The 18,854-nt window shown below is 59.5% G+C and carries 16 protein-coding genes and 2 pseudogenes; 5 read left to right on the top strand and 13 right to left on the bottom strand.

Going from position 1 to position 18,854, the window contains the following annotated elements:
• Window positions 1–351: 351 nt before the first annotated feature.
• Window positions 352–1,278, top strand: a complete 927-nt coding sequence (locus NKH93_RS32380) for an ArsR/SmtB family transcription factor (RefSeq protein ID WP_352975422.1) — start codon at window positions 352–354, stop codon at window positions 1,276–1,278.
• 226 nt (window positions 1,279–1,504) lie between these two features.
• Here the strand turns inward: NKH93_RS32380 and NKH93_RS32375 are convergent, their stop codons facing one another.
• Window positions 1,505–2,428 (bottom strand): glycoside hydrolase family protein, encoded by a 924-nt coding sequence (locus tag NKH93_RS32375; RefSeq protein ID WP_352473704.1) that lies wholly within the window; start codon window positions 2,426–2,428, stop codon window positions 1,505–1,507.
• Window positions 2,429–2,826: 398 nt separating this feature from the next.
• On the opposite strand from NKH93_RS32375, the gene NKH93_RS32370 reads away from it, so the two are divergent.
• Both NKH93_RS32370 and glf read left to right on the top strand, forming a co-directional pair.
• Window positions 2,827–3,999 (top strand): glycosyltransferase family protein, encoded by a 1,173-nt coding sequence (locus NKH93_RS32370; RefSeq protein WP_352851966.1) that lies wholly within the window; start codon window positions 2,827–2,829, stop codon window positions 3,997–3,999.
• Between the two features lie 2 nt (window positions 4,000–4,001).
• On the top strand, window positions 4,002–5,144 hold the full coding sequence (gene glf / locus NKH93_RS32365; protein ID WP_352851969.1) for a UDP-galactopyranose mutase: 1,143 nt from the start codon (window positions 4,002–4,004) through the stop codon (window positions 5,142–5,144).
• Between the two features lie 135 nt (window positions 5,145–5,279).
• On the opposite strand, the gene NKH93_RS32360 is transcribed toward glf, so the two are convergent.
• The 3 genes from NKH93_RS32360 to NKH93_RS32350 form a co-directional block, all read right to left on the bottom strand.
• A complete protein-coding gene (locus NKH93_RS32360) occupies window positions 5,280–6,446 on the bottom strand; it encodes a glycoside hydrolase family 1 protein (RefSeq protein WP_352851964.1) in 1,167 nt (388 codons plus the stop codon).
• Between the two features lie 200 nt (window positions 6,447–6,646).
• Window positions 6,647–7,171, bottom strand: a complete 525-nt coding sequence (locus NKH93_RS32355) for a YciE/YciF ferroxidase family protein (RefSeq protein WP_352975409.1) — start codon at window positions 7,169–7,171, stop codon at window positions 6,647–6,649.
• 702 nt (window positions 7,172–7,873) lie between these two features.
• Window positions 7,874–8,791 (bottom strand): pyocin activator PrtN family protein, encoded by a 918-nt coding sequence (locus NKH93_RS32350; protein WP_352755420.1) that lies wholly within the window; start codon window positions 8,789–8,791, stop codon window positions 7,874–7,876.
• 142 nt (window positions 8,792–8,933) lie between these two features.
• Between NKH93_RS32350 and NKH93_RS32345 the strand changes: the two genes are divergently transcribed.
• Window positions 8,934–9,443, top strand: coding sequence for a ferritin-like domain-containing protein (locus NKH93_RS32345; RefSeq protein ID WP_352517817.1), 510 nt, complete (start codon window positions 8,934–8,936; stop codon window positions 9,441–9,443).
• A gap of 834 nt (window positions 9,444–10,277) precedes the next feature.
• Here the strand turns inward: NKH93_RS32345 and NKH93_RS32340 are convergent.
• The 6 genes and pseudogenes from NKH93_RS32340 to NKH93_RS32315 form a co-directional block, all read right to left on the bottom strand.
• The gene (locus NKH93_RS32340; RefSeq protein WP_352517818.1) at window positions 10,278–11,048 is read right to left on the bottom strand and encodes a hypothetical protein; all 771 of its coding nucleotides are present in this window, start codon (window positions 11,046–11,048) and stop codon (window positions 10,278–10,280) included.
• On the bottom strand, window positions 11,045–11,923 hold the full coding sequence (locus NKH93_RS32335; protein ID WP_352975399.1) for a hypothetical protein: 879 nt from the start codon (window positions 11,921–11,923) through the stop codon (window positions 11,045–11,047). The genes NKH93_RS32340 and NKH93_RS32335 overlap by 4 nt, the downstream gene beginning before the upstream one ends.
• Window positions 11,920–12,315, bottom strand: a complete 396-nt coding sequence (locus NKH93_RS32330; RefSeq protein WP_352457931.1) for a phage holin family protein — start codon at window positions 12,313–12,315, stop codon at window positions 11,920–11,922. Before NKH93_RS32330 ends, NKH93_RS32335 begins: the two co-directional genes overlap by 4 nt.
• A 4-nt stretch (window positions 12,316–12,319) precedes the next feature.
• A complete protein-coding gene (locus NKH93_RS32325) occupies window positions 12,320–12,667 on the bottom strand; it encodes a hypothetical protein (RefSeq protein ID WP_352457932.1) in 348 nt (115 codons plus the stop codon).
• 237 nt (window positions 12,668–12,904) lie between these two features.
• Window positions 12,905–13,450 (bottom strand): annotated as a pseudogene (locus NKH93_RS34430) (transposase); the annotation flags it as partial.
• Window positions 13,451–13,498: 48 nt separating this feature from the next.
• Complete coding sequence (locus tag NKH93_RS32315; RefSeq protein ID WP_352975395.1) at window positions 13,499–14,548, bottom strand: YihY/virulence factor BrkB family protein; 1,050 nt, start codon at window positions 14,546–14,548, stop codon at window positions 13,499–13,501.
• A gap of 253 nt (window positions 14,549–14,801) precedes the next feature.
• Here NKH93_RS32315 and NKH93_RS32310 point away from each other — a divergent pair, with 253 nt between their 5' ends.
• Window positions 14,802–15,677, top strand: a complete 876-nt coding sequence (locus tag NKH93_RS32310) for an alpha/beta fold hydrolase (protein ID WP_352975394.1) — start codon at window positions 14,802–14,804, stop codon at window positions 15,675–15,677.
• Window positions 15,678–16,508: 831 nt separating this feature from the next.
• Here the strand turns inward: NKH93_RS32310 and NKH93_RS32305 are convergent.
• The 3 genes and pseudogenes from NKH93_RS32305 to NKH93_RS32300 all read right to left on the bottom strand — a co-directional run.
• The gene (locus NKH93_RS32305; RefSeq protein WP_352517823.1) at window positions 16,509–16,793 is read right to left on the bottom strand and encodes a DUF982 domain-containing protein; all 285 of its coding nucleotides are present in this window, start codon (window positions 16,791–16,793) and stop codon (window positions 16,509–16,511) included.
• A 308-nt stretch (window positions 16,794–17,101) separates the two neighbouring features.
• Window positions 17,102–17,314, bottom strand: a complete 213-nt coding sequence (locus NKH93_RS34425; protein ID WP_502896538.1) for a hypothetical protein — start codon at window positions 17,312–17,314, stop codon at window positions 17,102–17,104.
• A gap of 143 nt (window positions 17,315–17,457) precedes the next feature.
• Window positions 17,458–17,611: pseudogene (locus NKH93_RS32300) on the bottom strand (diguanylate cyclase); the annotation flags it as partial.
• Between the last annotated feature and the right edge of the window lie 1,243 nt (window positions 17,612–18,854).

Genomic DNA, 18,854 nt, shown 5'->3' with positions numbered 1-18,854 from the left:
TGCATCCATCCGCGCCGGTTCGGCTAACATCGACGTCGAGGTCCCGTATCTTGGGGATTTGGCCAGGGGAACGGCCCCAATTCCGTGTTCGGCTTCTGCCTCTCTTTGTGGCTGCCAGCATCTAGTCGTCTGCAAATCGAGGCCACGGACTGACAAGCACCCCCGCACTACAAGGAGCTGGCGGTCGGAGAACAAATGTAGACATGTCGCACCATCCTTGCGGGTACGGCTTGCGATGCATACTGACGGTCGAGGGCTTAATGTAACCAAATCAACGGCTCGGCGTTTCGGTCAGCGCCGTTGCAATGAGCGAAGCCATAACCTCTGTCACGAGCATAGACTGGCGATTTCATGAGTCGCAATTTTCTGGTGATCGAACCTGAGGAAGGAATTGCCGTGCTCAAGGGGCTTGCCTCCTCGGCGCGGATCTCGATGCTGAAACTGCTGCATGAGAAGGGGCCGATGAATGTCAACGAAATCGCCGCCGAGCTGTCGCTTCCGCAGTCAACCGTCTCGACCAATATCCAGGTGCTGGAGGATGCGGGGCTGATCCGCACCGAGAGCCTGAAAGCGAAGAAAGGCAACCAGAAAATCTGCTATCCGACCGCCGAAAAAGTGCTCATCGTGTTCAAGGGTGAGTATCGTAAGGTCAAGAACGACGCGATCGAAGTGTCGATGCCGATCGGGCTTTACACCGGCTTCGAGGTTACCGCGCCCTGCGGCCTTTGTTCGCCGGACGGCATCATCGGTCTGCTCGATGTGCCGAACACTTTCCTTGATCCGGACCGCATGAAAGCCGGTCTGCTATGGTTCACGCGCGGTTTTGTCGAATACCAGTTCCCCAACAATGCCAAGCTCGCCAATGCCGAGATCACCGGACTCGAAGTTGCGATAGAGCTGTCTTCGGAAGTGCCGGGCACCAGCGCCGATTGGCCCTCGGACATCACGCTGACGATCAATGGCGTCGATGTCGGCACCTGGACGTCACCGGGAGATTTCGGCGACAAGCGCGGCGTCTTCACGCCCTCCTGGTGGAAGCTCAAGGGCTCGCAATACGGCAAGCTGAAGACCTGGCGAATTGCCAAGGACGGCACCTATGTCGACGGCGTCAGGATTTCCGAAACCGGCCTCGCCGCACTCGATCTGAAGAGCCATCATTCAATCCGCGTCCGTATCGGCGTCAAGGACGACGCCGAGCGCCCCGGCGGGATCAACATTTTCGGCATGGGCTTTGGAAATTACGATCAGGACATCCTGCTCAGGATCAAAACCGCGTGAATCCACTGGCGGCGTGCTGCGCGCAATTACGGTCCACTGCCGAATTTCAGCTGGCAACGTCGTTTATGGCGACCAGCTTGCCTGAGGTGTATAGATGCCCCCGTCGCAAGCTTCGCCGACTGGCTGCGTATCACCTACTACCCTCAATCACCGGTATAAAGCGATCCCTCCCACCAACCGCCAGAGCGTTTCATCCTCCGTTCCGGCAAATGCCGGAACTTACCATCTAGGCAACTCTCGAAAGTATATGCCGATCCAGGTCACACTTTGCCAACCCGAACCGCCAGCGATGGTTGGTCGCCTCACGCCTGCTCTGGTAGAACAAGGTCAGTTGCCGGCCGTCGATCATCACCGTCGAATGGCCATTCTCGCCGGGCTCACCAGGGTCGAGAACGGGGCCAACGGAAACGTAGGGACCCTTGACGTCATCGGCGATGGCGAAGAAGACGCGCTGCCGGCTGCCGCGCGGACCTTCGGGGAGGAAGCAGGTGGCGTTGAGAAGCACACGACCGTCCGGCAGCTCGACGAGCTGCGCGCCTTCGATCCCCCATTCGTAATCGGGGTGCTCGCGCGCATTGTGATGCGGCACGTCGAGATGATCGAGTATCTTGCCGAGACGTTTCCATGGCCCGAACCAGGAATCGGATTGGCTGCGCGCCAGATAGACATCAGGCTGGGGCACCCTGGTGAACTTGGGCATGCCTGAATAGACGATATAGCGCTTGCCTCCGACGATTGCGGGGTGGGGATCGTAGATGCCGTCCTCATCGGTGTCGGGCAGCGACAATATCGCCGGATTGAGCACCACCCAATGAAAGCCGTCATTGGACACCGCGTGCTCGCAACGTCCGCCGGACTTCATGAATTCGGTCTGGATAAACATGTGGAAGACGCCGCACTCATGAATGACGCCGGGCGCCGCAATGCCAGATCCGGTTACCGGCAAAACGATCGCCTCGTGCTCTGTCCAGGGTCCATAAAGATCCGGCGCTGTGGCGTGGAGAATCTTCCAGCTTTCGGTCGTGACCGTACCGCTTGAGCCGAAGACGTGCCAGAGCGTGCCGTCGAAAACGGGACAAGGGTCCTTCAGGTCATCCACGACCTGCGGGTGAAACAATGGAAAGACGTTGGTTTCAAAGTCGATCTTCATTCGCCAGCCATCCCTCGATTCGTCTCGGTCTCCATTAAATGAACCACCGGCGCGACTCAGATAAACCGATTCCAAGCGTATTTATAGCTCCGCCGATGAACGGTTGTTGAACGATAGAAGGATTTCAACCGCTCTGTGGCAAAGGGCCACATTTGGAGAGCCCGACCTGACGCGAGGGGCCTCATCATGTGGATCAATGGGGGCGGCCGGCTCGCCCCTTCTGTGTTGAGCCATCGCAAGTGGAGCGGACGGCTGGTCTCGCCTGAACAGTTTTGCAGCTGTGGAACAACTTACTGGGATGGAAGTTATATAGAAGGCTGCGAACTTCATGTCAAAGCTGCCTCGATTGACTTTTCGTTAATCGAGGCATTTTCTAACTATATCGAAGGATAATCTACATGGAAATGGCGGCGGGCCGGCCCAAAACACGAAAAATCGCTGTACAACCGTCTATTTTAATTTGCTTTTCACACCTCCGATGGAACTTCGTATATCAGAGACCACAACACATTCTAACCCTGGCGTCAAAACAGCAACAGCTAATTTACTTCGAAGAGCCGATCTTCGATGAGAGGCGCCACCCTTCGATGCGGGTGCACAATATTACCCCGACGATCAGAATAGTGACGCCGTTGATCCCAGTTGGTACCTCCGCGACCAGGGCGGACGCGATCCAGCGCAGGTTCGTCGATCAGATCCTCGCCTCCACGCCGCATGACCGATTGACGACCTGGTATTACACGCCCATGGCGCTACGCTTCAGCGATCACCTCTCCTGTGACGTCTGCGTCTACGACTGCATGGATGAACTCTCCGCGTTCAAAGACGCTCCCGCAGAGTTGACGCAGTTGGAAAAGGCGCTGTTGCAGCGTGCCGATGTCGTCTTCACGGGCGGGCAGAGCCTCTACGAGGCCAAGCGCAGCTTGCATCGGGCGATCTTTCCCTTCCCGAGCAGCATCGACGTTACCCATTTCCATCAGGCTAGGGCGCCAGGTGAGGACCCGTTCGATCAGGCCGACATACCTCACCCGAGGGTGGGGTACTTCGGGGTCATCGACGAACGGCTCGACCTTGAACTTATCGCGCAGGCGGCTGCGGCAATGCCAGACGTGCATTTTGTCATGCTCGGCCCTGTCGTCAAGATCGATCGAGCGAGCCTTCCCACGGCAGGCAACCTGCATTGGCTGGGCGGCAAGTCCTATGCAGACCTGCCGAACTATCTCAGGCATTGGAGTGCCGGGTGGATGCCGTTCGCGCTCAACGAAGCGACCCGCTACATCAGCCCGACCAAGACTCCCGAGTTTCTTGCGGCAGGACTGCCGGTGTTGTCCACGGCGATCGTCGACGTTGTGCGTACCTACGGCGTCGAAGGCCTTGTCGAGATTGTCGAGGCGGAGGACATCGAGGCCAAGCTTCGCTCGATCCTGGCCCACCCCCGCGATTTCCTGGTGAAGAAGGCCGACGGCTACCTCGCCGACATGTCCTGGGAGAAGACCTGGAGCGCGATGGCTGCCCACATCGAGCGCGCCCATGCGATGAAGAGCGTCGTCCCATTCCTGAGGAGGGCGTGAGCGTGTTCGACTGGTTGATCGTAGGGGCCGGTTTCGCCGGCAGTGTGCTGGCCGAGCGTATCGCATCGCAACGGCAGGAAAGCGTCCTGATCATAGACCGACGAAATCACGTCGGCGGCAATGCCTATGACTGCTACGACGAGGCGGGAATACTAATTCACCGTTACGGGCCTCACATCTTTCACACCAACGCCCAATCGATCGTCGACTATCTGTCGCAATTCACGCAATGGCGGCCTTACGAACATCGCGTGCTCTCGCTTGTCGATGGAAAGCTGCTGCCGATACCGATTAATCTCGACACCATAAACCGCCTCTACGGCCTTGAATTGACGTCCGAGCAGCTGCAGGACTTCTTCGCTTTCCGACGCGAAACGGTCAAAGAAGTCCGCACCGCCGAGGACGTCGTGGTGAGCACAGTAGGCAGAGAGCTCTACGAGAAATTCTTCCGCGGCTACACGAGGAAGCAGTGGGGTGTCGACCCTTCCCAGTTGAGCAAGTCAGTGACGGCGCGAGTCCCGACCCGGACCGATCGCGACGATCGGTATTTTGGCGACAGCTTCCAGAACATGCCGGCAGGCGGGTATACGCGCATGTTTCAGCGCATGCTGGATCACCCTAAGATCAAGATCATGCTGCAGACCGACTACCGCGAAATTCGCGACAAGATCCCCTTCCAGCGGATGATCTATACCGGTCCGATCGACGAGTATTTCGACTGGAAGCTTGGTCGCTTGCCCTACCGTTCGCTGCGCTTTGAGCACACGACGCTTGATTGCGAGCAGTTTCAACCGGTCGCCGTCGTCAACTATCCGCAGACGGAGAAATACACACGGATCACCGAGTACAAGCATCTGACCGGTCAGCAGAGTCCGAAGACCAGCCTCACCTACGAATACCCCACCGACGTCGGAGATCCTTATTACCCGGTGCCGCGGGCCGAAAACGAGGCTTTGTACAAACGATACGAAGCTTTGGCCGCGGCGTGCCCGGAGGTCTGGTTCGTCGGACGTCTTGCAACATATCGCTATTACAATATGGATCAGGTGGTCGGCCAGGCATTGGCTACGTTCGGGCGCATTCAGACACGCCTGCCAGCAAACGGGATGCTCGTCACGCCGACGCAGCGCGAGGCGGCCGAGTGAATGATGCGCCGGCCTGACCGGCGTCGGGCGACCCACGGCCAAAGAGGCCCATGTTTCTCGGCTTCTCGGCGAACAGCTCTAGATATGCTGTCTGTTGATGCAGCTGAAAAGCGCGCACTGTTCGTATCAGCGAGCCTAAGGCGCCCTTGCTTGTTGTTCCTCAAACGCCAAGAACGATTGGCGCTGGCGCTCCAACTCGTCCGCAAGTGGCTTGCGAACAGTGCGCGAGCCGTCCGCATGAATGGTGGAGAACAAGCCGACTTCGGCGTGGCGCGAATTGTCCCAACCTGGGTAGGCCGTCACCGGGTACAGGCATATACCCTGAACAGGTGCACCGAGGCTCGTCGCGTCGCGCACTTCGTCGCAAACGTAGTGAAGCCAGGCTGGCCGGCCTGAACCTTCGGCGCCGGTCTCGGCGATGAACATCGGCTTCTTGTATCGCTCGGCGACCTCGACCAGCATTTCCGAAAGTGCACGGTATTCGTGGTGCCCCATCGGTATCGTTGGGCCATTCAGGTACCATTGGTTGTGCGGATAGAAGTTGAGGCCGATGACGTCCACAACGTCCTCGCTGCCGCCCAACTCCGGTTCCACGCGCCCGATCAGCATGTCATACGCCTCGAATTGGCCCTGGCGAGCATTTTCGGCGCGCCGCCGCTCGGGGTGAGTACGGTCACGAGGAGCAATATGGATCAGCGGTTCAGCCCAGATGAACCTGCAGCCGGGTTCGGCCTCCCGCATGGCCCTCACGCCGGCGACCGCTGCCCTGACAAGGTGTCGTTTGAACCATCCACGCTTGTTCGGCCCGACGCGGGGGAAATAGCCGACCTCCACCGCCCATGCAAAAAACGAAATCTCGTTGATCGGGCACACCAGGGGAGCCACCCCGGTTGCGGAGCGATGAACCCGAACAGCTTCCGCGGCGAAACGGACGTAGGCCTTGATAAACCCCGGGCCACCTTGGTCGATATGGTCTGGCGAGCCATAGTGGAAGATATCCCAGATAATCTGCACCCCGGCCGCCTGGGCTGCTTCGATCGCCGACGTCCAACTCGACCAGTCGAAGACTCCGGGCGCCGTTTCAATCAGGTGCCAGCGCAAGCCGTCGCGGATCGTGCGAAGCCCAAGCTCGGCACAACGGCGATAGTCGCCATGTGCATGGATGTCATGTGAGGTCGCGCGGATCAGATCAAGACGGGCCCCGTCGGCGCGCCTGTGGGAGGAACACTCGAAACCAGCCATGAAAAAGCTGTCGAACCCGGAAGAGCCTGCCGTGGGCCGACGAGCGGTATCCTCGTTCATACCAACATCCTGTCGCCCAAGACGTGCGCAAGTGATCGCATTCGCAGTCCCCATTGTCAGTTCCGGTGGCTAGTCGAAACCGGTCGGCTACCAACCACGTCGACGGCTCGGCGGCCTATACGCGTGTGCCAGGATTGGCGAATACAACCAAGCTCCAATCTCGTCTGCCTTGGCCGCGGTCGCGTCGAGTCGATCCGAAGTTATGCGGCCTGTTGCATCGCCCGTTCGTTGACGCCTGCTTCGCCTAGTCGGGTGAGCGCCTCATCGGTTGCTTTTTCTTCCTTGAGCGTCTGTTCGAGTAGCGGGACGGCGTCTTTCAAGCCAAGTAACCCGGCCCATGTGACAAGAGTCCCGTAGCGCGCTATTTCATAATGTTCGACGGACTGGGCTGCAGCCACGAGACCCGCGTCCAATGCCGGAGCCTCCTCGAATTCCTCCAAAATCTCCTGTCCTTCTTCGATGATGCCGTCGATCGCCGGGCACGTTTTCCCTTGGGCTCTCTTGCCAAATGCGTCAAAAACTTGCTGCAGGCGCTCGATTTGACCTTCGGTCTCGTCACGATGTTTTTCGAACGCCGCCTTCAGCTCTTCTGACTCCGCGCCCTTTGCCATTTTCCGGAGCGCGGTCAGGATCTTACGTTCAGCGTAGTAAATGTCTTTCAACCCATCATAGAAAAGGTCTTCCAAACCCTTGGAGCCGCCCTGAGAGCCTTTCTTCGTCGCCATCGTCATCTCCTGTTTCATTTGTATCGACGCATGCATGGTCTAACTGGCCCAGCTTCTTGTTGTTCCTTCGCCACGACTCGGCGGCAGCCAACAGGTCGAGCGACGGTCGGTTGACCGCTGATTTCAGTCCGCCGCGCCAGCAGCGGCTTGAGCATCTCGGCTGCGCTCCATTGCGGAAGTTCCGGAATGAGGATCGTCTGCCTGAAGGGTTTCCGCTGTCATCGAGTCCTTGCGGCCGCATTTTTCGCAACGGACCTTTGCCCGCACCTGATCAAGGTTCCGATCTCTTCTCGGAGTTCGAGAGGGTTGGAGAAGCGCTTAATGTGCCCGCAGGTAACGCGAGCCACCTGCCGGCACCAAGGTCGAGGCGCAGATCGCGATCGCGCGCATAATGATGGGCGCCGGCCGGCCGCTCTGACCTTGGCGACCCTCAGGCTGTTGACACCATGTCCAATAGCTTCGAACTCAGCTTACGACCCCATTAGAAGACAGCACATCTCGAAAGGGTCGTTTTGCGGGTCCATCGTGCAGTCCTCCATCGCTTTTCTGCCATTTCGACACGAACGGGAATTCGGAGTTGGCGGGTTCCCGCGAGCCGTCGGCGTATTTCGGGGTAGGGGGGCACGAATGGCGGACGGGAGGTAGCATCCTGCAGTCATCTAGAGACTGCTGAACTCCAAGCGCAAAGGAGCCATGGGAGCGCTAGCTACGTCGGAAGGCGCGCACTTCAGACAGTGCCATTTTGCGCCGCTTATCGAGGTATGAAGCTAGGTCGCTGGAGATGAACGCCTTTGGCACTCTTCTGGCTTCTTCTGCTCGGGTTAGCGGAAGCTCAATTTCTCCAGTGCTCACTTTGCGTAAGAACTTGGTGAGCGTCAGGTGGGAAAAATAATCCTTGCACACGGTCTTGTGGTGCCGCTGGTGGTGGTCGTGTCGGTGCGCTGATCGCCGGACATGTTGGTCCCGCTGCTCGTCGTGCCGGTGCCCTGATCCGTCGTGCTGGGCATGGTTGTCGTGGTCGAGGTTCCGCTCGAAGTTCCGCTCGTCGTCTGGGCAAAGGAAAGCCCCGCCGACACCGCCAGCACGGCCGAAGCCAAAAGGATACGTTTCATCATCTTTCTCCTGTCTGAATGCGCGGGATGCGCCTGGCAAATTGAACAGGCAGACAGAAGGAGTGATGAAGTTCAACTTTTGTAACTCTGGGCGTAGGTCAGCCTTAGGATGGCCGGCGTATATTAGAAACCTCATGACGGCGGCTCGATTCGAAAACCAATCAACGAGCGGAGAGGCCGTCGCGTTCCTTGTGACTGCGGTGGTGCGGTGAGGCACAAGGCTCAATGCGGAGCGCCAGCCGCCGCGATCAGCGCCTCGTCGACAATCCACTTCAGCTTCGCCGAGCGCTGGTAGCTTCATCTGCTTGCCGTTGTTACTTGCCAGGAACGACATGCAGCGGTCGCAGTATGCCATGCGCGGCACTTCAACATGTCGCCGTATGTCGCCGCGTCGGATGGCCAGGAAGCGGGCCAGTGCTAGTTGGACTTTATAATGGAGCGGCGCAGCGGCGAGCGTCCACGGGCCGTTTTCCTTGCGCCGATCTTCCGCGATCTTGGCCTTTCCCACGCATCGCTGCAGGATTTTCGCGAGATGAATTGAGACCCGCCATGACGCTGATCTCTGCGACGGTCAAGGCCCGTTCGGCGGGCTCTACTCCGGAACAATGTCCTCTTCTGAAAGTTTCCTTAGATCGCAAAGGAGATTCGAAATGTCAGAAAGCCGCGAATGGTTTGTCCAATGGCTTAGAGATGCTCATGCCATGGAAGAGCAGGCCGAAACGATGTTGAACGGGCAGTTGGGTCGCATCGAGAACTATCCCGAGCTGAGCGACCGAATCCGACAGCACCTCGACGAAACGAAGCAGCAGGCTGCCCGGCTGAAGACTTGTCTCGATCAGATGGACGAGGGTTCATCCACGATGAAGGACGCTGGCGGTAAGCTGACGGCGATGGCGCAATCGCTGAGCGGCGTCTTCGCTGGAGACGAGGTGATGAAAGGATCGCTCGCGAGCTACACGTTCGAGCATATGGAAATCGCCTCCTACACGATCCTGATTGCCGCTGCTCGATCGCTCGGCGAAACGGAGGTTCTTCGGGCTTGCGAAGAGAATCTGCGAGAGGAAGTCGCGATGGCGGATTGGCTGAAAACCCGTCTTCCCTCGACGACCGAGCAGTTCCTTGCGCGGGCCGAAGCGGACAGCGACAGCGCCAAGCGGTGATCGGGTAGGAACGTAGTGATCGTGAACTGGGTGATCGGGATTCGTCCGCTAGCGCGTCCCCTTCGTGAGCGCTGGGCAACGAATACGCCTAGCAGGCGGTCGTCGAGCTGCGCATTTCGAGAAATTGCAACGACGAGCGATGCTAATATTGCGGCGTCGTCACTTAGCGAGTCGAAGCGTTCGCCTGCGCAAGCCTGGTCAAATACACATTGGCAATAGCCAGATCGGAAGGGCTAGCGCAGCGCTCGGCGAGATCAAGCTCGAGTGGGCGTGTTAAAACGTTGGAAACGAGGTCGCGATAGCGGAATGCCCGAGAACACTCGTCCCTGATGACTGAGCAGTTGCGTGCGCGGGCACCGGCAGCGCCAAGCCGGATCCGAGAAAGTTCGTCCTGACAGGAGACAGAGCGCGCCAGCGACGGGCAGAGGTTCCTGTCAGCCCAGCCCAGCGAGGGAACTTACAATGGAAAACTGGCGTTAATATCGCGTAATGCGGGAGCGTGCAGATGTTTTCGCTCGCAAAAGATACAATTAAACTGCCAATTCTTGCGCTCACGTTATGGCGTCGGCAGCACTTGCATCGTTTTCGGGGTGAAATTCCGCTTCAGCCGGTCGCTGGCGGTTTCGCTGAGGGCCATGACCGACCGGCCGACGATCATTATGCTCGAAGGGCTTGACCCCTTTGTCCGATCTTCTCCGCCGTGCGCATCGTCATCGCGCCGTCCGTGGTTCCAGAATATGCAACCCGATGGCTGAACTCGTCGGGACTCGATAAATGTGAGCGCGGCATCATACTTTGCCTTCAGGACGACTGTTTCTCTGCAATGACCTCTGTCTACGCCCTTCCAGTTCGGTCGGTGTCCATCTGCTCATTCCGACGTCGTTGATAGGCAAAGCCGACAGCCGCGGCGACTGCCAAACCTGCTGCCGCCAGAAGGAGTTTGTCCTCGGTATGCTCATCGCGCAATGCGTCTTGGCGAGCTAACGACGCTTCATCGAAGGGCGCGGATGCTCTTGCGGCAGTCTCGCCCTCGTGCTGCCCATCGCCGCTACGGCGGATAGCGGCAGCCAGACGTTCTGTCTTCTCTTTAACAGTTTCCTTGGCCACGCCGGTCAACTCGGCAGCTTCGCGTTTTATTTTACCAGCCGTTTCAAGAGCGAAATCACTGACGCTTTCCGCCAAATCACTAGATTGCTCCTTCAGGCGCTCCTTGGCGTACGATAGGTGATCCACCTGCTGCTCGCCGGGTGGCCGGGCTGAATTGGTCCGCAACAAGCTGATCAATCCCGCTCCGACGAGTGCGGTTGCGATCGGCGGATGGCGGAGGAAACGCCACCCCAAACCGGCCCCAATCGCCAAAGCAGCGCTCGGATTGGCAGCCGCCTTGGCCTTGAGATCGTCAATAGTCGCCTGCGCCACCGATTGCATTGAGGCTCTTGCTTTCTCTACCAGCGCATCCTTTGCCTCAAGCGCTTCGTGTTTCAAATCATCGGTAAACTCGGAGAGCGTGTTTGGCGACCGAAGTGTCGACAAATCCTCGGCGAGCTTGGCCCGGGCAGCCTCAACTTCGTATTCAAGATGCTCAAGTTGCGGATCGGCCATCATAAATCTCTCTTGCCACCGGGGCGGGCAGGTTTGCTCGACCGAGGGTTGTCCGACCGCTGCGATTTGGCCGTTATTCCTTCCGAAGGGGTGGCGCTGCCCGGTTGCAGCTTGGCGGTGGATGGACCGCTCGATCCACTTGGGCTTGGCAAAGACGGCTGCACGGGTTCACTTGATTGCTCTTCTGATAAGGCACTCCCAAAGGCACCCGCAACGTCCCTTGCGACCTCCTTGAGGCCGTCCGAATTCAGCCCATGTTCCTCGGCGGCGCTTTTGAGCCGTTCGCCCGCCTTTGCTGTCGAGGACTTCAAGCGTTCCCCAGCTTTTTCAGCAGCATCCGTCAATCGCTCTCCTGCTGGGCCGAGCGTGCGCCTCTCGACATCGCTGGCCGGCAAAGCAGCAGCTATAGCGGCACCAGCTGCGAAGCCGGCCAGAACAAAAGCCAATGGCTGTTCTTCCACCATGCGGCCAATCGTGTCTTGCAACGTTGATTGGGCTTGCTGCACCACGCGCCCTGACTTCTCGGATACGGAGCGACCGGCCTGTTCTGCGTATGACGCGGCGGATGATGCGTACTGACTTGCGGTTTCACTCACCTTCTCCCCAATGCCGGCTAAATTGTCGCGCATGGCCTCTGCTGTCTCGCTAGCCTCTTCCTGCGCTTTGGACGCCCCGCCGCTGGCGGTGCGTACGTGCGGAGCATTTTGGCGCCCGTCGGTTGCACGGGATTGCTCGCGATGCCCGGCACTTGAACTGCGGCTGCGCATTAGCAGCGCGCACCCTGCTGCGACGAGCAGAAGGCCTTCGGGATTGTTCCTAGCGGAGCTGAGAAGCCATTCTTTCGTTCCAAAATCCTGGACCTGTGAATTGCGGCTCATGTTAATTGCTCCTTGGTTGTCGCAATATCCTGCTTTATTTGGCTTATGGAGTGTGTCGGCAGAAGTTCTTTTTGCGCATCAGCGCGGCCCCGATAGTAGGCGAAAGCAGCGGCGAGGGCCGTTGCGGCCGCGACGATCAGACACGACCAGTGCAGGGCCATCCCTAAGCTGGCTATTCCAAGTACGAGGGCTTGCACTAGAAGCAGAGCGGCGACCACTCCCAGCACGCCAGCAGCAGACATCCACACACCTGCTTGGAGCTTCGTTGAGACGTTGGCGGACAGCTCCGCATGCGCCAGGCGCAACTCTTTTTGAAAGAGGTCCGCGACGTCCGCCAACACTGCCGACAGTGCTTGAGGGAGAGGCGAATTCTTCAGTTGTTCCTGTGCCATCAGATCAGTTCGCTCCCTGCCGCCTTCCCTTGTTGGACTCTGGTGCGGGAGGCGCGCTCTTCAGTGTGCGGAACGTCAAAAAGCCCGCTACGGCGGCCAGCCCAAACACCAAACCCGGCTTGCGCCTCGCCAAATCGGACGCTGCAAGAACCAGCTGATCGACGGACCTGTCTCGCAGGTCGTCTGCGTATCCATCAAGCCTATTCGCGAAGGTGCGCACGACCCCAGCGACTATCGGTGCGTTTGCGTCGAGGTCCTCGGCCGCACGCTTGGTCGAACTCGCCAGTTGGCCCATCACCTCGGCGCCGCTGCCGACCTGACGGTCCAACATCTCCTTCACCTGATTGGTCACGGTGGACGCGCCACCAACGGCCGCCCGTTTGGCGGTTTCCGCTGCCCCTTGCGCTATGTCGGACGCTTTGGATAACGTGCCGCTTACGGTCGCTCCTATGTCTTCCGAGGTACCGTCACCAGCTCTTACCGCAGTCGGGGGACGCCGTTCAGAATTCCGGTTGTTCATGGTTTCCTCCATTCGAGGAGCAAACGGAGGTAAGGCACGTTGGTTCCCAATGAGTGACTATCTGGGGTGTCAAGTTGCGTTTGCGAACTCGTGGCGCGCATCGCGTGCTTTTGCATTGGGAATGATGGGTAGCTTGCGGGCGGGCGCAATGCGAATAGTCATCTTTTCCTTTCCTGTCTGAAGGCGCGGGGGGATCATATCTGGCGACGGTGAGCGCGATGAGGAAGAGGATGGAGCGCGGACCTTTACGGCCGCCGCGCACCGGTCTTCGACCGCTGCGTCTGCCGCTGTCATTGGCGATCGGCGCCAAGCCCACGAGTTTGGCGATGGCCTTATTGGAAAGGTGTCAATCTCGGACAACTCGGCCATCAGGAGTACGCGGGGCCCTTGACCGAACCGAAGACCTGATCGAGACAGGCCCACAGCGGATCGTCGTCGAGTAGCGAGGCGATCTCGCCCTTCAAGTCGGCGGCTCTGACGCTTGAGCAGAACAATGAACCTCGTCGAGGCTGGCGAGGTTTCGGCATCGGCGACGATGCTTTTGCGTTGCTTCTGGATGGTGAGATCGCCAGTCACCTGGGCAAGCCGGGCGACCAGCGCCTTGAGCCGTTGCTCACGCTCGGCTGCAGCCGCTTGACGATGGCGTGCAAATTGATCTGCGCGCTACGCGTTGCGCTCGTCCAAACGCGACTGCTGGTCGGCGGCATCGGCCGGTCCGCCCAGTGTGTCGGCGACCGTGGCACCTCGCGCACCCATCGGCTGCTGCGCACCTGTGGTGGTGTCCATCGCTGTCTGATGCTCCATCTCGGAATTCAGCTCCGCACCTACAACCAGGATAATCACAGAAATCCAAGTCCACATCATCAAGCCGATGACTGCCCCAAGGGCTCCATACGTGGCGTTGTAGTTGGCGAAGTTTTCAAGATAATAGGACAAGCCTATCGAGACTGCGATCCAGACCACAGCCGCGAGGAAGGCGCCCCATGTCGCCCATTGCCACTTTGCCCTTTCCCGGCTGGGCCCGTAGCGGTAAATCAGCGTGATCCCGACGCCCACCATGATCAGCATCATCGGCCACCGAAGGATCCGCACAAGGGCTTCGGTCCAGCCGCCGAGGTTCAGCAGCACAAGCATGGCCGGCACAATCCCCACCGAGATGATAAAGCCGATACCAATGAGGATGGCGCCAAGCGTGAAGCCCAAGGCCAGGAGATTCAGGTGGATGAAGCCGCGCTTTTCACTCTCCTCGTAGGCGATGTTCATGGCTTCGAATAGCGTCTTTATGCCGTTACTGGCGCTCCACAGTGCGACGGCAAGGCCGAAGATGAAGCCGAAGCTGAGCGCGCCAGCCTTCTGAGCGGCCAAGGACGCAAGCTGAGATCTGATAATATCCAGCCCTCCCGAAGGCAGTACGCCGCCAAGGAACGCAATGTGCTCAGAGATGGTCTGAGGATCGGCGACGAAACCGTAGATGGACACGAAGGCGGCAAGTGCTGGAAAGAGGGCAAGAAGCAGATAGAATGCGGCCCCGGCCGCGATAAGCATAACACGGTCCTCGGTGAGCTCAGCGAAGACCCGCCACAGCACGTCCTTCCAGCCGCGGCTGGGAATCTCTGACGGCCATTCGGCATTGCGTCCGCGGCTCTCCCGTTCGGCCCGCCGCTCAAGTTGCACTTGACCTTCGTAAGCGTCCTCGGTTGTTTTCTTCGACATGGCCGCCGGTCCGGAGCATCTTCTTCGCGGGGCAAACGTATAATAGCGCCAAAGGATGCAGGTGCAGACCTGCGCTTACAAATAAACATCCGCCGCCTGTACCAACACCTGCGCCATCCCCACTTGGCCCTTCGGCTCCCATGCCCATCTGGCGGAGGATGCGACGGCTGAGCGTGCATGTTGTCGGGACGACGCAGCCTGATCTAAATCCTCATTGCGCTGGATCACTTTAACGACACCCACGTTACCAGCCATGATCTCACTCGCGCCTGAACATCAGTTCGTCAACGCCGGAAGCATTCGGCTTCATGTCGTTCAGGCCGGGCCTGCCGAGGGTAAGCCGGTCATGCTCCTGCACGGGTTCCCGGACTTCTGGATCGGCTGGAGACGGCAGATCCGTACGCTCGCTTCCGCCGGATATCGGGTCATCGTTCCCGACCAGAGGGGCTACAACACCAGCGACAAGCCCGAGGGCATCCACGAGTACACGCTCCCCAAGCTCCTCGGCGATGTCGTCGCCCTGGCCGACGCGCTCGGCATCGGAAGGTTTCACCTCGTCGGCCATGACTGGGGCGGCATCGTCGCTTGGGCCGCCGGGGCAAACTTGCCTCATCGCCTGGACAAGCTCGTCATCCTGAATGCGCCCCATCCCGAGGTGCTGTTTACCCATGCCCTGCGATCTCCGACGCAGTTTCTGCGGAGCAGCTACGCGGTTTTCTTCCAGATCCCCTTGCTGCCCGAAGCCGTTTTGGGTGCGCGCCGCTCGGCCTTGCTCGCACGAGCACTCAGGACATCCAGCCGGGCAGGCGCCTTCGAAGAAGAGGAGATTGCAGAATATCGGCAGGCCTGGGAGCGGCCGGGGGCGCTGACCAACATGCTCAACTGGTATCGCGCCCTGCGCTTTCGCCCGAGCCTGAAGGAGCGGATCACGACGCCCACTCTTGTAATCTGGGGGATGCGGGACCAGGCTCTGGAATCCGGGCTGGCCAAGCGCAGTCTCGCCCTTTGCGACGATGGCCGCCTGCAGACTTTCGAGAAGGGGACGCATTGGGTTCAACGCGAAGAGAGCAACGAGGTGAATGCGGGCTTCTGGCGTTCCTGGAGGGCTGAGGAACTCAAAAATGGATAGAAACTGGGGGCAGCGTCAGATGGAGCCGGAGGAGGCCTGCAGGGCATTCCTGGCTGCTGCAAAAGAGGAGGGGACATTACAACTAGCTAAGTTGGATTGCGGTATAAGGTTCTATTGTCTCCGACCAACACCGCGCTTTGCGGAGCCCGCCGCCAGCAAGGAGAGGCGACGGACCCCCGCCACAGCGGCTGCACATCCGAAGAACGACCGCTGCAACCTCTAAACCCGCGAGGGGCCTACATCGTTCCCCTATCCGCGCCTACAGCTGGGTTGGTCAACGGGCTCTTCCCGCCTAAGTTCCCCCTCATGGCACTCCACTGGTTATCCCCTCCGGTCTACGTCAGGGCCAACCGACCTGGGCTCACGTACGGGGTGAGCCACGTCAAGGGAGCCGCCGAGGAACATGAAGTGGCCGAAGAGGGGACCGAAGTGGAAGCTGGCGATCCAGTCCTGCGCCGACGCATTTTAGGGGCGGCTGACCCCGGTGGAGGTCCGTCAGGCCTTCGAGGCTGCTGCCAAAGAGGCCAAGACGTTCCTTCCTGCTGATTAGCCATCGAGAACGATGCAGAGTGCCCCTCTTTGCGAATGCCGACGCCGGCACAGTCCCGGTTATCTTCGGTTCTCGTGCCGACCTGGCTGAACCATCTGACGGCCACCACCAGATTAGTTGCCACCGCCGCGACTTGGGTCCTGGCTGTCCCGGACGAAGCCAGGGCCTTCTCACGTCCAGGCTAATAGCCCGTTTTGAGGCGTTTCGGCTGCCGCGGGAGAAGGCAGTATTTCGGGCTTCAAGTGGGGCGGCTCTTCAGTGTTAGCGAGGCCGGCATGACCTCACATCAGATCTTCAACCATCCGCGCAATTTTCCCCAAACCTGCGGTGGTCCCTCTTGTTCTAAGGAGTCCCTGTTCAGCCGCCGCCGCCTTGAAGGCCTCGAGCGCAGCTTGCTGGCTGCAATGCCCGGCGAGGGACTCCTCGACCATTCGGATCGCGTTGAGCCGCCCCGGCTTTGCCATTCTAGGCCATGGTTGCTGAAGCACCTTCATTGCGTCGGCTATGGACGCGACCACCGTCAGGTTGCGATTGAGGCAGATTGTAATTGGACTGAAGGCCCGCATTCTTGTCGCTCCCCACGATTGAACGCAGCTAAACGCGAAGACAAGGGCAGTGGTTGCATGAATGTGGATTACCGCGAATTCAATGAACCGCTGGCCGATTCGATTGAGGCTGAGCTGGCTCTCCTTGGGCCCGGCACTTTGCCTAGCCGGACCATCCTCTCGTCGTACAACAGGACCCGGCCGGCAAAAAGCATCTGTGCACCGTCCGACGCCGCGAACTATTTTTCGAGCTCGTCACGCCGCTTGCCCGACGGCTTCTCAAGCACACCGCGACGAATTCGACGGCTGTGAGGGAGGAGATGAAAAGATTATGGTCGTTTCGTTGGGCCGTCCTTTAGAGCAGGGGCTCCGAGGCGGTTTGTATTGAGCAGATGTCGCATCAGATCTTGACCTGGAGGTCGGCTCCGGCAGCGGGATCGGCGCAGCGCGGCAAGGATGCCACGTTCCTTCGGCGGCTCACCGGCGATGGTCTGGCTGACGGCCCCGCGAAGGCGCGAAGCATCGAGGCCTTCTTCTGCCAGTCGGGCGAGCCAACTTTCTTTGGCTGGGAGGGCGGTGCAGTGCTTCGGCTCGGAACTGTTGACACATGCGCCAGACTGGCAGACCGGAAGCGGCGGCGTGCCCTGACGTCATGGAGACTAGCCTCGCTTCCGAAGCCGCAGATTGTGATCTCGTTGGCTATGCAGAGCATCCAGCCGTCGTTTTGATCCGTTTCCGTCATCCAGAGCCAGCGACCATCCATGATCCGTCTCAACCGCTTAAAAGCCGGTCTTGCCCCGCCGCGACTGTGTGGAAATCAGCCATGTTTCAAAGTCGGAATGCTGGACGAACTCGCCAAGGAACTGGAGCGACGCAAGCACTGCTTCGTTCGCTACGCCGACGACTGCCCTCTATGTTCGCAGCGAGCGTGCGGGCGCACGGGTGATGGCCAGCGTCGAACACTTCCTCGACAGGCGTCTGAAGCTGAGGGTCAAGATACGGAAGAGCGCGGGTCAGCTTGGGAGAGGAGCGTTTCATAGTCTGGTGGGGCCTAATTCGCCTCGTAGTCCTAGTGGTCACCTATCGGCGCTCACCGGTCCCCTGAAGCGCCGGATAAACGCTCCGCTCACTGACCCCCAGTTCCTTTGGCTATCGCTGTTCTGGTCATGCCCTCGGCATCCAACTTCACGATCTTGTCGCGCTTCCCCATCGCTGCTGGCTTCCGTCCTGGGTACTTGGTCTTGTCGCCTTTGACGGCATCGATCCCGATCCGTTGGCGCTCCAGCATGACGCTACGCTAAAGGCCATCCGCCAGTATCTGGCGCCCTTCTACAAGTGGCGGCAGGCCGAGATCGTGGCGACGGCCGAGCCGCTGATGCCTGGCCCCCAGGCCTTTATGCGCATCATCAGCCGGCGCGATCAGGCCAGACCTTTGATACGCCTGTTCTTGGCCTCCACGCTCATATCGGCGCAGCGGGCGCTCGACATCACTAGAGCTCATTGGCAAGCAGCCCGCCGATATACACTGGCCGTGTCCAGGCGTGGGCGTGGCCTTTCCGCTTGGGTATTAGGGTGCGGCCTGCCCGGTCGGCCGTCCCTCGATCGACCCTGAGTTGCTGATCCGCATGCGGATCGTCGGCAGCTCGTCCTCGACTCGATGCGCGAAGTCGTCGACGCCGTGCGCACCGGGAAGACAAGCCTGGAGCTGTAGCGGCCCCGCCTGTCCCGCCCCGGTGTCGTCGCTTCGCTGGCGCTAACGGTGAGACCGCATAGATCTGGTCCAGTATTTTCAGCATCAGAACGTTGAGCTGGCGGGAACTTGCTCGCCAGCCGAGTTGAGTTCAGGCGGTGGTTGGGGGAGATCAGCCAGCCACACGCTGGTGATTCCCAACCTGAGCCGATGTGCCAATCAGCAACCTTCGTCGGTCTTTTTCACCTGGCCCGGCGCGGCGGTGTTGGCTGTCGTGTCCTGCTGACCAGGCGCCGCCTGCTGAGCGCTGCCAGTCTGCTGGCCGGGCGCGCAGTCTCTGGCCGAGTTCGGATTTGTGGTGCCGCTGGTGGTGGTCGTGTCGGTGCCCTGAT

Origin of the sequence: Mesorhizobium sp. M0954 (assembly GCF_040319155.1) — a bacterium.
GTDB lineage: Bacteria > Pseudomonadota > Alphaproteobacteria > Rhizobiales > Rhizobiaceae > Mesorhizobium.
Note: the sequence above shows the minus strand (reverse complement) of the source record. Positions and strands in the feature narration are given on the sequence as shown.

What these genes read in the sequence shown, in the direction of transcription:
- NKH93_RS32380 (WP_352975422.1), top strand. Translation starts at nt 352, where the DNA reads ATGAGTCGCAATTTTCTGGTGATCGAACCTGAGGAAGGAATTGCCGTG.
- NKH93_RS32375 (WP_352473704.1), bottom strand. Translation starts at nt 2,428, where the DNA reads ATGAAGATCGACTTTGAAACCAACGTCTTTCCATTGTTTCACCCGCAG.
- NKH93_RS32370 (WP_352851966.1), top strand. Translation starts at nt 2,827, where the DNA reads ATGGAAATGGCGGCGGGCCGGCCCAAAACACGAAAAATCGCTGTACAA.
- NKH93_RS32360 (WP_352851964.1), bottom strand. Translation starts at nt 6,446, where the DNA reads ATGAACGAGGATACCGCTCGTCGGCCCACGGCAGGCTCTTCCGGGTTC.
- NKH93_RS32355 (WP_352975409.1), bottom strand. Translation starts at nt 7,171, where the DNA reads ATGGCGACGAAGAAAGGCTCTCAGGGCGGCTCCAAGGGTTTGGAAGAC.
- NKH93_RS32345 (WP_352517817.1), top strand. Translation starts at nt 8,934, where the DNA reads ATGTCAGAAAGCCGCGAATGGTTTGTCCAATGGCTTAGAGATGCTCAT.
- NKH93_RS32340 (WP_352517818.1), bottom strand. Translation starts at nt 11,048, where the DNA reads ATGATGGCCGATCCGCAACTTGAGCATCTTGAATACGAAGTTGAGGCT.
- NKH93_RS32335 (WP_352975399.1), bottom strand. Translation starts at nt 11,923, where the DNA reads ATGAGCCGCAATTCACAGGTCCAGGATTTTGGAACGAAAGAATGGCTT.
- NKH93_RS32330 (WP_352457931.1), bottom strand. Translation starts at nt 12,315, where the DNA reads ATGGCACAGGAACAACTGAAGAATTCGCCTCTCCCTCAAGCACTGTCG.
- NKH93_RS32315 (WP_352975395.1), bottom strand. Translation starts at nt 14,548, where the DNA reads ATGTCGAAGAAAACAACCGAGGACGCTTACGAAGGTCAAGTGCAACTT.
- NKH93_RS32310 (WP_352975394.1), top strand. Translation starts at nt 14,802, where the DNA reads ATGATCTCACTCGCGCCTGAACATCAGTTCGTCAACGCCGGAAGCATT.
- NKH93_RS32305 (WP_352517823.1), bottom strand. Translation starts at nt 16,793, where the DNA reads ATGCGGGCCTTCAGTCCAATTACAATCTGCCTCAATCGCAACCTGACG.